The organism is Nonomuraea sp. NPDC049419, assembly GCF_040676995.1.
In the GTDB taxonomy this organism is placed as follows: domain Bacteria; phylum Actinomycetota; class Actinomycetes; order Streptosporangiales; family Streptosporangiaceae; genus Nonomuraea; species Nonomuraea salmonea.
Map to the genome: position 1 here is coordinate 254805 of NZ_JBFAQB010000008.1, position 15377 is coordinate 270181.

At 71.4% G+C, this 15377-nt stretch carries 12 protein-coding genes; 6 read left to right on the top strand and 6 right to left on the bottom strand.

Going from position 1 to position 15377, the window contains the following annotated elements; all coding sequences use genetic code 11:
* Nucleotides 1-73: 73 nt before the first annotated feature.
* Both AB0K12_RS24895 and AB0K12_RS24900 read left to right on the top strand, forming a co-directional pair.
* The gene (locus tag AB0K12_RS24895; protein ID WP_364565684.1) at nt 74-1762 is read left to right on the top strand and encodes an ABC transporter ATP-binding protein; all 1689 of its coding nucleotides are present in this window, start codon (nt 74-76) and stop codon (nt 1760-1762) included.
* Complete coding sequence (locus AB0K12_RS24900) at nt 1763-3766, top strand: ABC transporter transmembrane domain-containing protein (protein WP_364565687.1); 2004 nt, start codon at nt 1763-1765, stop codon at nt 3764-3766.
* Between the two features lie 151 nt (nt 3767-3917).
* Here the strand turns inward: AB0K12_RS24900 and AB0K12_RS24905 are convergent, their stop codons facing one another.
* From AB0K12_RS24905 to AB0K12_RS24915, 3 genes are all read right to left on the bottom strand, one after another.
* A complete protein-coding gene (locus AB0K12_RS24905) occupies nt 3918-4526 on the bottom strand; it encodes a VOC family protein (protein ID WP_364565690.1) in 609 nt (202 codons plus the stop codon).
* 76 nt (nt 4527-4602) lie between these two features.
* Nucleotides 4603-5994: an alpha/beta fold hydrolase gene (locus AB0K12_RS24910; RefSeq protein WP_364565693.1), complete on the bottom strand. Its 1392-nt coding sequence runs from the start codon at nt 5992-5994 to the stop codon at nt 4603-4605.
* 166 nt (nt 5995-6160) lie between these two features.
* Nucleotides 6161-8227, bottom strand: a complete 2067-nt coding sequence (locus tag AB0K12_RS24915; RefSeq protein ID WP_364565696.1) for a prolyl oligopeptidase family serine peptidase — start codon at nt 8225-8227, stop codon at nt 6161-6163.
* Between the two features lie 33 nt (nt 8228-8260).
* Here AB0K12_RS24915 and mshB point away from each other — a divergent pair, with 33 nt between their 5' ends.
* From mshB to AB0K12_RS24930, 3 genes are read left to right on the top strand one after another with little or no spacing between them, the layout of a single operon-like run.
* Nucleotides 8261-9166 (top strand): N-acetyl-1-D-myo-inositol-2-amino-2-deoxy-alpha-D-glucopyranoside deacetylase, encoded by a 906-nt coding sequence (gene mshB / locus AB0K12_RS24920; RefSeq protein WP_364565699.1) that lies wholly within the window; start codon nt 8261-8263, stop codon nt 9164-9166.
* Between the two features lie 11 nt (nt 9167-9177).
* Nucleotides 9178-9603: a DUF6113 family protein gene (locus AB0K12_RS24925; RefSeq protein WP_364565702.1), complete on the top strand. Its 426-nt coding sequence runs from the start codon at nt 9178-9180 to the stop codon at nt 9601-9603.
* Nucleotides 9604-9612: 9 nt separating this feature from the next.
* Nucleotides 9613-10155 carry a flavin reductase family protein gene (locus tag AB0K12_RS24930; protein WP_364565705.1) on the top strand — a complete coding sequence of 181 codons (543 nt, stop codon included), beginning with the start codon at nt 9613-9615 and terminating at the stop codon, nt 10153-10155.
* Nucleotides 10156-10365: 210 nt separating this feature from the next.
* On the opposite strand, the gene AB0K12_RS24935 is transcribed toward AB0K12_RS24930, so the two are convergent.
* Nucleotides 10366-11352, bottom strand: a complete 987-nt coding sequence (locus tag AB0K12_RS24935; protein ID WP_364565707.1) for a hypothetical protein — start codon at nt 11350-11352, stop codon at nt 10366-10368.
* Nucleotides 11353-11427: 75 nt separating this feature from the next.
* Between AB0K12_RS24935 and AB0K12_RS24940 the strand changes: the two genes are divergently transcribed.
* Nucleotides 11428-11853 carry a hypothetical protein gene (locus tag AB0K12_RS24940; RefSeq protein WP_364565709.1) on the top strand — a complete coding sequence of 142 codons (426 nt, stop codon included), beginning with the start codon at nt 11428-11430 and terminating at the stop codon, nt 11851-11853.
* 146 nt (nt 11854-11999) lie between these two features.
* Here AB0K12_RS24940 and AB0K12_RS24945 read toward each other — a convergent pair whose 3' ends face one another.
* Nucleotides 12000-14501 (bottom strand): penicillin acylase family protein, encoded by a 2502-nt coding sequence (locus AB0K12_RS24945; RefSeq protein ID WP_364565950.1) that lies wholly within the window; start codon nt 14499-14501, stop codon nt 12000-12002.
* 108 nt (nt 14502-14609) lie between these two features.
* Nucleotides 14610-15374: a hypothetical protein gene (locus tag AB0K12_RS24950; protein ID WP_364565712.1), complete on the bottom strand. Its 765-nt coding sequence runs from the start codon at nt 15372-15374 to the stop codon at nt 14610-14612.
* Between the last annotated feature and the right edge of the window lie 3 nt (nt 15375-15377).

Here is a 15377-nt window from a genome sequence, read left to right on the forward strand (position 1 = left end):
GCGGGCGGGGCTCTTGTAACTGGATGAAAACGGTTTGCCGGTCCAGGTGACGCCTTGTCAAGGTGGTCGGGCTATGCGCTCCCTTCCTGAGGCCGATCCCGGCGTGCCCGACATCCGCAGCCCGCTCCGCTACCTGTGGTGGAACGCCGGGCGCCAGGCGCCGTCCCTGCTCCTCGGCATCGGCTTCGCCGTGCTGTGGTGGCTGGTGCAGGCCCTCATGCCGGCCGTGCTCGGGCAGGGCATCCAGGCCGTCACGGCCAAGGACACCCCGTCCCTGGTCACGTGGTCGGCCGTGCTGTTCGGGCTGGGGCTGATCCAGGCGTTCAGCGGCATCATGCGGCACCGCATGGCCGTCTACAACTGGCTGGCCGCCGCCTACCGCACCGTCCAGCTCACCTCCCGCCAGGCCGCCAGGCTCGGCGCCACGCTGCCCAAACGCCTGTCCACCGGCGAGGTCGTCAGCGTCGGCAACTCCGACATCGCCCACATCGGCAACAGCATCGACATCCTGCTGCGCGGCACCGGCGCGGTCGTCGCCATCGTCACCGTCACGGTGATCCTCATCTCCACCTCGCTGCCGCTCGGCCTGCTCGTGCTGTTCGGCGTGCCGATCATGGCCGCCGCGGTCGGGCCCCTGCTCCGCCCGCTCCACCGGCGCCAGCGCCACCAGCGCGAGCTGACCGGCGAGCTGTCCACCCGCGCCGCCGACATCGTCGCCGGGCTGCGGGTGCTGCGCGGCGTCGGCGGCGAGCAGGTCTTCTCCCGGCGCTACCGCGACGAGTCCCAGAGCGTACGCAGGGCGGGCGTCCGCGTCGCCGGCGTCGAATCCGTGCTCGAAGGCGCCCAGATCGTGCTGCCCGGCCTGCTCATCGCCCTCGTCACCGGCATCGGCGCCTCCTTCGCCGTCGCCGGCGACATCCCCACCGGGCAGCTCGTCGCCTTCTACCTCTACGCGGTCTTCCTCATCGGCCCCATGCGCACCCTCACCGAGGCCGCCGACAAACTCACCAAAGGCCACGTCGCCGCCGGCCGGGTCATCCGCATCCTGTCGCTCCAGCCCGAGGTCACCGGCGGCACCGGCAGCAGCGCGGGCGGCGTGCTGCGCGACTCCTACAGCGGGGTCACCCTCCAGCCCGGCTGGCTCACCGCCGTCGCCGCCGCCACGCCCGGCGACGCCATCGCCATCGCCGACCGGCTCGGCCGCTACGCCGACGGCGACGTCACCTTCGGCTCCACCGAGCTGCGCACCCTCCCCATCGACGAGGTGCGCTCCCGCATCCTCGTCGCCGACAACGACGCCCGCCTGTTCAACGGCCGGCTCCGCGACGAGCTCGACGTCCGCGGCCAGGCCACCGACGAGGACATCCACCGGGCCCTGCGCGCCGCCTGCGCCACCGACATCGTCGAAGCCCTGCCCGACGGGCTCGACACCGAGGTGGCCGAGGCGGGGCGCGAGTTCTCCGGCGGCCAGCAGCAGCGGCTGCGGCTCGCCAGGGCGCTGATCACCGACCCCGAGGTGCTCATCCTCGTCGAGCCCACCAGCGCCGTCGACGCCCACAGCGAGGCCCGCATCGCCGAACGCCTCGCCGCCGCGCGCGCCGGCCGCACCACGCTCATCTGCACCACCAGCCCGCTCGTGCTCGACCGGGCCGAACACGTCATCTACGTCGAGGAGGGCCGGGTGCTGGCCGAGGGCACACATCGGCAACTGCTCGACGGCTCGCCCGCCTATGCGGCGACCGTGACCCGCGGGGAGGACTGAATGGCACGCGAGATCCTGCCGGTCGCCGATCGCAGACAGGTGCGCTCCTACGCCAGGCGGCTCACCCTCAAATATCCGCGCGAGCTCGGCTTCGCCCTGCTCCTGCACGGGCTGGCCGCCGTCGCCGGCCTGCTCGTCCCGTGGCAGCTCGGCGAGCTGGTGCAGAACGTCCAATACGGCTTCGCCGTCGACGTGCCCCTCGTCGCCGCCGCCATCGGCGCGTTCCTGCTGCTCCAAGGCGTCCTCGTCCGCTACGCCGTGCTCGCCTCCGCCAAGCTCGGCGAAAAGGTGCTGGCCGAGCTGCGCGAGGAGTTCGTCGACCGGGTGCTGGGGCTGCCCCTGTCCACCGTCGAACGCGCCGGCTCCGGCGACCTCATCACCCGCACCTCGCGCGACGTCGACGCCCTGTCGCGCACTGTGCGCCACGCCGTGCCAGAGACGCTCATCGCCATGGTCACCTTCGTGATCACCATCGGCGCGCTGCTGCTCGTCAGCCCGCTCCTCATGCTCCCCATGCTGGTGGCCGGGCCCATCATCCACATCGCCACCCGCTGGTACCTCGCCCGCGCCCGCGACGGCTACCTCCGCGAGAACGCCGCCTACGCCGACATCACCGAAGGGCTCGCCGAGACCGTCGAAGGCGCCAGGGCCGTCGAGGCGCTGGGGCTGCGCGAGCGCCGCCGGGCCCGCACCGACGCCGACATCACCCGCTCCTTCGCCGCCGAACGCTACACCCTCGGCCTGCGCACCACCTGGTACCCAGCGGTCGAGCTCGGCTACGTGATCCCGGTGGTCGCCGCCCTCCTGGTCGGCGGCCTCTTCTACACCAGCGGCTGGGTCTCCCTCGCCCAGGTCACCACCGCCGCCCTCTACGCCCAGCAGCTCATCGACCCCCTCGACCGCTTCCTGATGTGGATCGACGAACTCCAGGTGGGCGGCGCCTCGATGGCCCGCCTGCTGGGCGTGACCAACGTCCCCGACGACCGCACCCCCACAAGCACTCCCACGAACGGCTCCGCCCCCGCCACCCCGAAGCCCACCGCCCCCGAGGCGCCCGCCACCCCGAAGCCCACCGCCCCCGAGGCGCCCGCCACCCCGAAGCCCACCGTCCCCGAGGCGCCCGCCGCCCCGGCAACCACCTCGGGCGACGGTCCCTCGGCCGCCGGCGCGGTGAGCGCTTCCGACGGTCGCGCGCTCAGGACCGCCTCGGGGACCACGTCGGGCGGTCGCCTCCCGGCGGCTGGTGCCGGGTCCGCTGGGGAGGTGTTGCGGGCCGCCGATGTGCGTTATGCCTACCGTGAGGGACGGGACGTGCTGCACGGTGTGTCGTTGACCATTCGGCCCGGTGAGCGGCTTGCCATGGTGGGGCCGTCCGGGGCCGGGAAGTCGACGCTCGGGCGGTTGCTGGCCGGGATCCACGGTCCTCGCACCGGGTCCGTCACCGTGGGCGGAGTGCCGCTCGTGGACCTGCCGCTCGACGAGCTGCGGGGCCAGGTCGCCCTCGTCACCCAGGAACACCACGTGTTCAAGGGCACCGTCCGCGACAACCTCATCATCGCCCGCCCTGACGCCGCCGACCCCGCCGTGGTCAAGGCCCTGGAAGCCGTCGACGCCCTCGACTGGGTGCTGGCCCTGCCCGCCGGCCTGGACACCGAGGTCGGCTCCGGCGGCCTCACCGTGTCACCGGCCCAGGCCCAGCAGCTGGCCCTGGCCAGGCTCGTCCTCGCCGACCCGCACACCCTCGTCCTGGACGAGGCCACCTCCCTCATCGACCCCCGCGCCGCCCGCCACCTCGAACGCTCCCTGGCCGCCGTCCTGGAGGGCCGCACGGTCATCGCCATCGCCCACCGCCTCTACACCGCCCACGACGCCGACCGGGTGGCCGTCGTCGAGGACGGGCGCATCACGGAGCTGGGCTCACACGAGGAGCTCGTGGCGGCGGGCGGCTCGTACGCGGCCCTGTGGCGCAGCTGGCACGGCACTCCCACCACCACCCCGTCCTAACGCCCAGAGAGCCAGACCGAACCGGGACCTGACGTTAGTCGGAGGTGGGCTCTGGGGTGGTGGACGCACAACCATGTCCACCCCAGCCCGCCCCCGACCGGCTCCTCGGAGGCGGACCCACCTACGCGCTTGGGCGGTGGGAGCCTGGCGCTCAGGTCAGGGTCAGGGAGCCGGGGGTGGATCTCAGGACGGCTGTGAGGGCGGGGGTGGTGCCGTGAGTGAGGTCTAGGTCGATGTCCAGGGCTGAGAGGGACCTCTGTGCCGCTTCCACGTCGGGGTGTCGGGCGCGGAAGGAGGTGAGTTCTGCCTTCGGCAGGCCTGAGTCTGTGGGGTGGCGGGTGGTGGACCAGTCGATGAGGAAGGGGACTACGCCGGCTGTTGCCGGTGGGGTGAGGCGCCAGGTCAGCAGGTCGCCTGATGGGGTGCGGCGTGACATGCGTTGCGGGTCGCCGGGGTCGTAGCCGTGGGCGCGGGCCCGGGTGACCACTGCGTCGATGTCCGTTACCGCCACTGCCCAGGTCACCAGGCGTGCGCTGGTCAGCGTGTCTATGCCGAACGGGCGGGGGACGGGCGGCCGCTCCTGGTCCGGGTCGGGGCCGATGACCTCCAGGTAGGCCCGGCCGCCCAGCCCCAGGAGGCGGTTGCGGGTGCCCAGGCCCGGGTGGCGGCCGCCCTCGACCATCTGTACGCCGAGCTGCTGTTCGATTTCGGCCACGGTGGTGTCGAGGTTGGGCGTGGCGTAGACGAGGTGATCTAGCATTCGGTCTATCTCACCACTTCGCAGCTCGGTATTCAGTGACCGGGGCGTGGTCTCCTCAGGCATCACCGGCGATCGCTCAGCATTGCGTGTTCTTCGGGGGGAGAGTGGCCGTCGTCAGGTAGGTGTCGATGTGGTCGCGGGCGCAGGTGTTGGTGCCGTAGAGGGTGTGGCCGGGGCCGTCGTGGCGGATGACGACGCTGCCGGGCACCTGGGACAGGACGCGCTCGGTCGAGTCGGACTCGTTCCAGGCGCCCGCGCCCAGCAGCGGCGGGAGGCCCTTGGGGAGGGCGGCCGGGGGGTTGGTGACGGGGACGGGCCAGCCGATGCAGTTGAGGGTGGCCGAGAGCGAGGTGTTGGCGGCGCCCGTGTCGGGGGCCACCCTGCGGAGCCGGGAAAGCGCGGTGGTCAGCTCTTTGCGGGTGGCGGGACGTGGCCAGTCGGTGCACTCGGTGACCGGAGTGGCCTGGTCGGGGTAGCGGGCGCCCCTGGCGGGGACGAAGCCGGAGGCGTCGCCCTTGGCGGCCTTGCGGATGGCCTCGGCGAGCCCGGGCCAGGCGGGGGCGCCCTGGCGGGCGAGGCCGAGGGCGAAGGACTGGAGGTCGATGGCGCGGTAGGCGACGTTGGCCGTGCCCGTGGGGATCGGGGTGCGGTCGGCGCGGGCGATCAGCCTCCGCCAGAGGGCGGGCACGCCTGCGCAGCCGTTGGCGGCGCACCACGTGAAGAAGCGGCGCATCGACTGCTCGTTGGACCTGGCCGTGGCCTCCAGCTCGCGGGACCAGTCGGCGGTGCTGTGGTTGAGCGTGCCGTCGAGGACCATCGTGCGGACGCGGCCGGGGTGGAGCCGGGCGTAGGCCTGGCCGAAGAAGCCGGCGTAGGAGGCGCCGTAGTAGTTGAGCTTGTCGGCGCCCAGGGCCTTCCTGATCGCCTCCATGTCTCTGGCGTGGTCGGCCGAGCTCATGTTGGCGAACAGCTCGGGGTCTTTGAGCCGGCAGGCCTCGGCGTAGCCGCGGTTGGTGTCGGACAGGCGGCCGAAGTCGGCGTCGTCGCGCGGGACGCCGGCGATGGGGATGCGGGTCCAGGCGCAGGGCAGGCCGGTGCTCAGGCCCTGGAACTGCTCGCCGTAGCCGCGGGTGTCCCACGTGATGACGTCCATGGTGCGGCGGAGCTTCGTCCACCAGCCGGACAGCTGCTGGGTCATGGCGATGCCGGGGGCGCCAGGGCCGCCGTAGGCCACCAGCACCTGGCCCTTCGAAGCACCGGTCGCCTTGAGGCGGCCCACCTTGAGGGTGATCTTGCGGCCGTCGGGTTTCCCCCAGTCGACGGGGACCGGCACGTCGGCGCACTCCATGCCGCCCTGCGGGCAGGGCTTCCAGGTCAGCGAGGACGGAGGGTCGGCCGTCGCCGCCGAGGCGGGGCCCGTGAGGGCGGTCGTGAGCAGGGCCAAAGTGAGGGTGAGCGGCTTCAGCATGGCGATCACGATGCCGGAACGGGGATGCCGGGCGCGTCGGACCAGGGTTTGGTTTTCGGGGGCCGGGTGTCAGACCTGGGTTGGACAGACCCAGGGCTGGTCAGTTCCGTACGCGAAAAGGCCGGGCGTGGTGTGCACCTCGCCCGGCCCGCGCAGAACAGAAGCGCTACCCCAGGGACTTCCTCAGGAAGTCCACCTGCAGCAGCAGCAGGTTCTCGGCCACGACCTCCTGCGGCGTCATGTGCGTCACCCCCGACAACGGCAGCACGCTGTGCTGCCGCCCCGCCGCCAGCAGCGCGGACGACAGGCGCAGCGTGTGGGCGGACACGACGTTGTCGTCGGCCAGGCCGTGGATCAGCAGCAGGGGGCGTTCGAGCTTGGCCGCGTCGGCGAACAGCGACGACTTCTCGTAGACCTCCGGCTGCCGGCCAGGGTCGCCCAGGTAGCGCTCGGTGTAGCACGTGTCGTACAGCCGCCAGTCGGTCACCGGCGCGCCCGCCACGGCGGCGTGGAAGACGTCGGGGCGGCGCAGGACCGCGAGCGCGGCCAGGAAGCCGCCGAACGACCAGCCACGGATGGCCACGCGGGACAGGTCGAGGTCGTCGGGGTATTGCTCGGCGACGCCCTGCAGCGCGTCGATCTGGTCCTCCAGCGCGGGGGTGGCGAGGTCGTTGAGCACGGCGCGCTCGAAGTCGACGCCCCGCCCGGGGGTGCCGCGGCCGTCGGCCACGATGACCGCGAAGCCCTGCTCGGCGAACCACTGGCTCTCGAGGTACGCCCCGCGCCGGTTGAGCACCCGCTGGGCGTGCGGCCCGCCGTACGGGTCAAGGAGGACGGGCAGCTTGCGCGAGCCCTGCTCGTGCCACGAGGGCAGCACCACCGCGGTGGCGAGCTCGCGCCGGCCGGAACGGCCGATGGAGACCCGCAGGTCGAGGCCGGGACGCTCGGCGAAGGACGGGATCGGGACGGCCATGCCGTCGCGGCGCACGACCGTGGTGGAGACCCCTTCGGCGTCGAGGCTCTGCTCGGTCAGGACGCCGACACCGCCCGACATGCGCCCCGAGAACACCCCGGACCGGGTCGAGACGGGCAGCAGCGAGTGGCCGTCCCACGTCCAGAGCTGGATCTCGGTCGGGTCGCCGCTGGCGCTGAACAGCACGCTGTCGTGATCGACGTCGAGCACCGCGCGCACCTGGAGGGTCGGCGGCGTGACCGCGCGGTCGCCGACGAACAGGCGATGCCCGCCCTCGGAGCCGGCCACCCACACCAGGGAGCCGTCGTCGAGGTGGGCGGGCACGCCGGTGACGATGTCGACCCAGGCGGGGTCGGTGTCCTCGCGGACGAGCGTGGTGGCGCCGGTGGCCGGGTCGACCTCGAACAGCCGCATCGTGCGCTGGTCGCGGGTGAGCGTGACGATCGACAGCGCGTGGGAGTCCCAAGCCGCGGTGGTGAGATATTCCTCGTCGTACGGCACCGCCACCCGCGACCCGTCGAGCCCCAGCACGAACAGCTCGGTGACGGCGTTGGGCGTGCCGGCGGCGGGATAGCGCTGGGCCGTCGCGGGACGGTCGGGGTTGGCCGGGTCGGCGATGTGCCACACCTGGACGGGGGCCTCGTCGGCGCGCTCGACCAGCAGCGCGTCGCTCGACGGCGCCCACCAGTGGCCGCGCATCCTGTCCATCTCCTCGGCGGCGATGAACTCGGCCAGCCCGTACGTCACCGTCGGCGACTCGGGCTCGGCCAGCGCGCGATCATGCCCGGACGCGAGGTCCTGGACGCGCAGCGCGCCCCCGGTCACATAGGCGACATGCCGCCCGTCGGGGGACAACCGCGGGTCGATGACCGCCCCAGGCGTGTCCAGCCTGCGCGCCTGACCGCTCGCCAGCTCCACCACGTAGAGCGCGCCGGACAGCGCGAAGCAGGCCCTGCTCAGGTGGGCGTCGGACGCGTAGGCCACCACCCCGCCCGCGGCCTCCCTGCTGCGCTCGCGCCGCGCCCGCTCCTCGGGCGGGAGGTTCTCCTCCTCGTCGCCGTGCAGCTCGCGCGGGTCGACGACCAGGCGCTCGACGTGGGTGTCGGTGTCGAGCTCCCACAGACAGGTGACCGGATCGGTGCCCGTCCTCGTCCGCAGGAACACCACCCGGCCGCCGTCCGGGGAGATCGTGAAGCCTCTGGGAACGCCCAGCGTGAAGCGGCGGGTTCTGGCATTCAGGCGCGGGAAGCTCTCGCTCATGGCCTCAATCCTGCCATTGCTACGCTCGTGGACATGACTGACCGACGGCTGCTGCTCGTGCACGCCCATCCGGACGACGAGTCGATCGGCACCGGCGCCACCATGGCGAAATACGTCGCCGAGGGCGCCCACGTGACGCTGGTGACCTGCACGCTCGGCGAGGAGGGGGAGATCATCCCCGGCGATCTCGCGCACCTGGCCGCCGATCGCGACGACGCGCTCGGGCCCTACCGCGTGGGCGAGCTGGCCGCCGCCTGCCAGGCGCTCGGCGTGGAGGACCACCGCTTCCTGGGCGAGCCGGGCAGGTGGCGCGACTCGGGCATGATGGGCGTCGCCTCCAACGACCACCCGAGGGCGTTCTGGCGCGCCGACCTCGACGAGGCGGCGGGCGAGCTGGTCAAGGTCGTCCGAGAGGTACGCCCCCAGGTCCTGGTCACGTACGACGACAACGGCTTCTACGGCCACCCCGACCACATCCAGGCCCACCGGGTCGCGCGCAGGGCGTTCGAGCTGGCGGCGAAGGCCGGCTACGGCGAGGGCGAGCCGTGGCAGATCGCGAAGTTCTACCACACGGCCGTGCCCAGGTCGATCATGCGGCGCGGCACCGAGGCGCTGCGCGAGGCCGACACGGGTTTCCTCATCGAGGACGTCGATGACATGCCGTACGGCTGCGCCGACGAGGACGTCACCACCGAGATCGACGCGCGCCCCTGGATCGGCAACAAGGTCGAGGCCATGCGCGCCCACGCCACCCAGATCACCGTCAGGCCGCCCTGGTACGCGCTCTCGAACGACATCGGCCAGGAAGTACTCGGCGTCGAGCACTACACGCTGGCCATGGGCGTGCCGGGCCCGTCGGTGCCCGGTCCGCCCGTCGACGCCGGTGGCCTCGGTGAGCCGCACACCCGCGAGAACGATCTCTTCGCGGGCATCCACTAACCTCGTTCGACATGGAACATCGCAGCCAGGCCGAGTCGGCGCTGGGCGGGGCCGCCTACGGCATGCTGTTCGTGCTCGGCGTCGTCATGGCGGTCGTGGGCGGGTTCACGCATCCCGAGTGGCAGGTCGGGCCGGTGCCCTTCGCCGCCGTGAGCTGGGTGGTGGCGTTGTTCGGGGTGTGCCTGGGCGCGGGCAAGATGATGGGCGCGCGGCTCGGGGCCATGGTGACGGCGCTCGGGTGGCTGCTGGTGACCATGCCGTTCACGCTGGAGATGGGGTCGGGCGACCTGGTGATCGCCGCGGGCACTGCGGGCTATGTCTACCTGTACGGCGGTTTGGTGAGCCTTGTCGCCGCTTACCTGCTCTCGCCCTCGTCAGGAGGGGGTTCGTGGCTTTTGCGTGGATACCCCGTTAAAGAACCAGACGTAGAGGCATAAAGTAGCTGAGTGCATTCCATAGAGCGGCACGTAGACCCTGCAACGTACCGTAAGGTCGTCGGCCGTTTCGCCACCGGAGTCGCGATCGTGACGACCAGGCTCGGCGACGTCGATCACGCGATGACGATCAACTCCTTCACCTCCGTCTCCCTCGACCCCCTGCTCGTGCTGTTCTGCGCGGAGAAGGTCGCGCGCTTCCACGACGCCGTGCTGGAGTCCGGGGTGTGGGGCGTCTCCGTGCTGCCGGCCTCCATGGAGGACGCCTCCCGCTTCTTCGCCCATCGTGGCCGGCCGCTCAACGGGCAGCTCGCCACCTGGCCGCACCATCGGGGCGAGTCGGGCGTGGCGCTGTTCGACGACGCCCTCGCCACGCTGGAGTGCGCCACCACGGCCGTGCACGACGGCGGGGACCACTCGATCGTGGTGGGCGGCATCACCGCCATCGACACCCCCTCGGACGGGGCGCCCCTCCTCTACCACGAGGGCCGCTACCGGGTTCGTCCGCAGCGCTCCGGCCTTCAGGCCGGGGGTGAAGCGGACCTTCCCGCGTAGCGGGCCAAGGAAGCTGGGTCGCGCCGGGGGCTCCAGCGTCTGCTTGGCTCAGGCCGGGCGGTTGTGCTGCTCGATGTACTGGCGCAGGTCACCGGCCTTCACTTCAGGCCGGGGAGCGCGTCAAAAGTCCCTCTGGCGGCCTGCTTCCCATGGCGGGGGCATGGCGCGGGCCAGGCGCTTGGCCTGGCCCGGTCATGTGAGACGGTCCCGTTACTGAGCCGGAGTGGTCGCCGTCTGGGACGGGTCGGCCGGGCTGGTCTCAGTCGGGGTCCCGGTCGGGGTCTCGGTCGAGGTTTCCGTGGGGGTCGGGGCGTCCGTGGGCTCCTCCGTCGGCTCGTCCGTGGGAGGCTCCGACGGCGGGGGACAGGTCGGGATCGCGTCCGTCGGGGTGTCCGTCGGCGCGTCGGTCGGCGTCTCGGTCGGGAGGACAGGGACGGAAGGCGTCGGTGTGTCCGTCGGTGTGTCGGTCGGTGTGTCGGTCGGCGTGTCCGTGGGCGGGTCCGCCGGGGTCTCCGTCGGTGCCGTGGTCTCCGTCGGTGTCGGCTCCGTGGTGGGCGGATCCGACGGGGCGGTCGTGTCGGTCGGCGGGAGGGTCTCGGTGGGTTCGACGGTGGGTTCGACGGTCGGCACGTACGGCTGACAGGTGACGGTCACCGTCGGGCCTGGCTCGGTCACCGTGACGGTCTCGCGTACGGTGACGGTCGGCAGCGGCGCCACGATGGCGGCGGCGTCCCCGCGCTTCCTGTACGTGCCCCAGCCCAGCCGCGCCCTGGCGCTGGCCTCACCGCCGACCACGATCAGGTCGACGGTGGCCGTCTTGCACGACCGTCGCTTGCACACCCGCTGCTTGACGTTGAAGAAGGCGGCGCCCTCATGGGTGATCGAGACGTTCAGGTAGGAAACGCCTCTCCTCTTGACCACCGACGTCTCCGCGGTGTACTCCCCGATCGTGGGGCTCTCCGTCGGAGTCGGGGTCGGGGTGAGGGTCTCGGCGGGCGGCGGCGACGCGGGTGGCGACGTCGCGGGGTCCGACGGGGGCGGTGAGGTCGTGGGGTCCGCGGCTAAGGCCACACGCGCGTGGGAGGAGTGGTCAGTGGCTCGTAGGGGCTCGGACGACGATGTCTGGGTGATCGCGACTCCGCCGGCTCCTGCCAGTGCGACGGTGCCGAGCAGCGCGCCCAGGATGGAGAATCTCATAATCCTGCTCTTGTGGGAGATTTCAGGACGGGGATCGTTGGTCCGACTTGTCAACCTTGGTCAAGACTGAGACGCATGGACAGGAGCTTCCGGTTCCGGCGAGTGGCGAACTATGTGAATCTTTCTACGCCACTCGGATTGCTGATCGCCGTCATAGGCGGCGCGACCAGGAAACCTGGCCCTGACGGGCTCGTCCTGGCCTTCGGTTACCGTTGTCGTTTCCCGGTCGCGGGGGCGTTCACCGTCGGAAACGTGGTCCTGACCAGGAGGAACTCACTCAGCGAGCAGCTCATCCTGCACGAAGGACGGCATGCCACGCAGTGGGCCTGGTGCGTCGGGCTGCCGATGTTGCCGCTCTATCTGGTGTCGATGCTGATGTCCGTGATGGTGTGCGGACATCAGGCGTCGTACAACGTTTTCGAGCGCTTGGCCGGGCTCGATGACGGTGGTTATCCGCGTAAGGCGGTGTGGTGGCGGAGGAGAAAAGGCAGCGCGAGTTGACGGGGTCTTGTCAAGGCCGCCGCCTAATTGGAGCGCCAGCTCAGCGAAAATCCGGCCATTCCGGTACGGACGTCCGCGCCCCGCGTTGTCGGCCCGGACTGTCAAGCTGGGCGGTGCGAAGCGCGGGCCTCGCACCGCCCACCCGGTCAGGGGTTCAGCTTGAGCGTGTGGGTGGCGGCCTTCTTCACGGCGGCCGGGGAGGAGAGCATCGGCTGCAGGTCGCCGCGAGCCCAGGCCGCCGCCTGATCCCAGTAGTTCTCGTGGTACGCGTGCCCTGACGCCCCCGTGAGGTTGATCCACCGGGACTTGTCCAGGTCGGACAGGTCGACGATCATCCGCATCGACGGCACGGCGGTGATCTCGTACCCGCTCTGAACGTTCCAACCGGTCGCGTTCACCGCGTCCTTGCCGCCGGCGACGCTCAGCGGCCCCCGGTTGAACAGCGCCTCCACCGGCTCGATGCCCGAGGTGCCGAGCGAGCCGTTGACCAGCTCCAGCGTGTGCAGGTCGCCCCACCGCCACTTCTTGACGTCCTCGCCGAGCCGGTCGGCGAGCTCCTGGTGCGCGGAGGCCATCGCCAGGCGCAGGATGTCGTCGCGGGTCTCGGTGTAGCCCTTGGTGGTGACGTCGTCCCAGTACGGGTCGTCGGGCGCGTCGAGCAGCCGTCTGACCACCTCGTACCACCGGTCGCCGCCGGTCGGCCGGGCCCCCTCGGGGAGGTCGTCGTTGAAGGTGAGCATGAGCAGGTGGCGCCAGACCGCGTTGAAGTACGCGGCGGGCGCCGAGCCGGCGGTCTGGGAGCCGTCCCACGACGTCAGCAACTCCCTGGCCTGGACGGCGGGACCGGCCAGATCCACCCGCTCCAGGGCGGGCACCAGCGTCTCGGCGAAGCCGTTGGCGGTGTCCTGCTGGATGCGGGCCATGTCGGCCGCGTCGATGGGGCCCTTCTTGATCGCGTCGCGGATGAGCGTGCGGATGCGCTCGGAGCGGTAGCCGTAGGCCCAGTCCTGGGTGAGCAGGGGCTGGTAGCGGCCGGGGTCGATGACGGCGTTGTTGGCGGTGACGATGAAGCCGTCGGCCGGGTTCTCGATACTGGGGAGCTGGTCATACGGGATGGGGGCGGGCTTCCAGTCGTACTCGCCGGTCCAGCCGGGCACGGGCCAGGTGCCGTCGCCGTTCTCGCGTACGGGGATGCGCCCCGGCGCCTGATACCCGATCTTCCCCGAGGTGTCGGCATAAATCAGGTTCTGGGCGGGCACCTCGAACAACGCCGCCGCCGCCTTGAACTCGTCCCAGTCCGTCGCCCTGTTCAGCGCGAAGATGGCGTCGGCCGTCCGCCCTGGGGTCAGCGCCGTCCACTGCAGCGCCACCGCGTTGGCCTCGCCGCTCGGCTTCGCCCCCGCCATGACGTCGTTGATCAGCGGCCCGTGCACGGTGCTCTTGACGGTCAGCGTGACCGTCGGCCCGCCGGCCACCTTGATCTTCTCCTCGCGGACGTCCAGCGGCAGCTGCTGCCCCTTATAGAGGTACGCGTCGCCCTCCACCTGCTCAAGGAAGAGGTCGGCGACGTCGGGCCCCAGGTTCGTGAACCCCCACGCGATCTTGTCCGTGTGCCCGATGATCACGCCGGGCACGCCGGAGAAGGTGAACCCCGTCACGTCATACGGGCACTCCTCGCTCACCTTCCTGCAGTGCAGCCCGGCCTGGTACCACACCGACGGCATGTTCGGCGCGAGGTGCGGGTCGTTGGCGAGCAGCGGCTTGCCGCCCGCGGTGTACTCGCCGGAGACGACCCAGGAGTTCGACCCGATGCCCGCGCGGTCGGCCGCGCTCATCGTCTCCGGCACGTCCGACAAAGTCTTCGCGGCCTGCGTCAGCGCCCTGGCGGCCCGAGTCCGCTGCTGCGGGCCCTGCTGGGGAGGACGCTGCTCGAAGCGGCCCTGACGGATGCCGCCCTCGTTGACGATCGGCGCGTGCCGGTCGAACGGGTAGCCGGGGTAGAGCTGCTCGACCCGCTCTCTGGGCAGCTTGGTCAGCGCCAGCGCGCGGTCGATCTCGTCCTCCATGTTGGAGCGCAGGTCCCACGCCATGGCCTTCAGCCAGGCCAGCGAGTCGACGGGGGTCCACTTCTCCGGCTTGCCGCCGCTGCCCTGGAGCTTGAGCAGCGAGTACTCCAGGCTGCGGTCGGAGGCGTTGGGGTTGGCGGCCAGCCAGGCGTTGACGCCCTTCGCGTACGCGGCCAGGAAGTCGCGGGTCTCCTGGGCCAGCTCGGGCAGCTCCTGTTCGGCGACCCGGCGCCAGCCCATGGTCCGCAGAGCCTTGTCGTTGTCGAGGGTGGCGGCGCCGTAGACCTCCGACAGGCGGCCGGCGGTCAGGTGGCGGCGGAAGTCCATCTCGTAGAAGCGGTCCTGGGCGTGCACGAAGCCCTGGGCCATGAAGAGGTCGGCGGCGGTGTCAGCGTAGATGTGCGGAATTCCTGATTTATCGCGATAAATCTCCACACTTCCTGACAAGCCGGGCAGCCGTAACGACCCGTCCACTTGCGGGAACGACCTGCGCACCGTGTAGACGAGAACCCCCGCCAGCACCACCGCCAGCGCCAGCAGAACGATCAACACCCGAGCGAACCACCGCAAGGGCCACGGCATCCACGCAAAGGGCCTCACCGCCACCTCCTTCATGCCGAACTGGCATCAAGTTTGGCAGTTCGCGATCACTCCTCAGACCCGGAGCCCACGAAGCAGCAGGTCAGAGCCTCAGGTCCGGATCTTGCCGATGTCGCTCGACAGGTCGAGCCCCAGCAGGGAGTCGAGGTGCAGGAACGTCTCGAACTTCGCCCCCGGCGCCACCGACGCGTCGCCCTCCAGCTCGTCCAGCACCCGCAGGGCGGCGGGCGTGTCGAGGTCGTCGTCGAAGGCCGACTCGGCGCGTTCGGCGTACGCGGTGGCCATGGGCGCGCTGACCGACTCCGACCACTCGGCCACCCCGGCCCGCCACCGCCGCACCCTGCCGTCGGCGGCCCGCAGCGTGTCCCACGTCAGGTCGAGCGGCCGGCGGTAGTGGCACTCCAGGAACGCCATGCGCACGGCGAGCGGATCGAGCCCGGCGTCGGCCACGTCGGAGAGCAGCGGGGCGTCGCCGGCGAACCGCACGCCCTCGGCGTGCACCCAGCGGCCGCGCACGTCCTCGCGGGGAACGGCGCCACCGACACAGAGGTCGATCCGGGAGCCCAGCTCCTCGATCGGCTCACCGGCCTCGGGCACGTGCTCCGCCGGCCGCAGGTTGAGCGTGGCGGCGTCGGCGCGGAAGGCGTCTTCGTCGTGGACGGCGTCGCGGGCCGCCACGACCCGCACCCTGCGCCGTTCCAGAGCCCGCCTGATCAGGTCGGACACCAGGAAGGTGCGCAGATCGCCCACGTGTGCCCGGCGAGCGGCCTCGAGCCCGCACGTGTACAGCCGCAGCGCCCGCCCGGCGGCGATCTCCTCGACCTGCCCGGCGCGCGTGTCGTAGATCCGCACCATCAC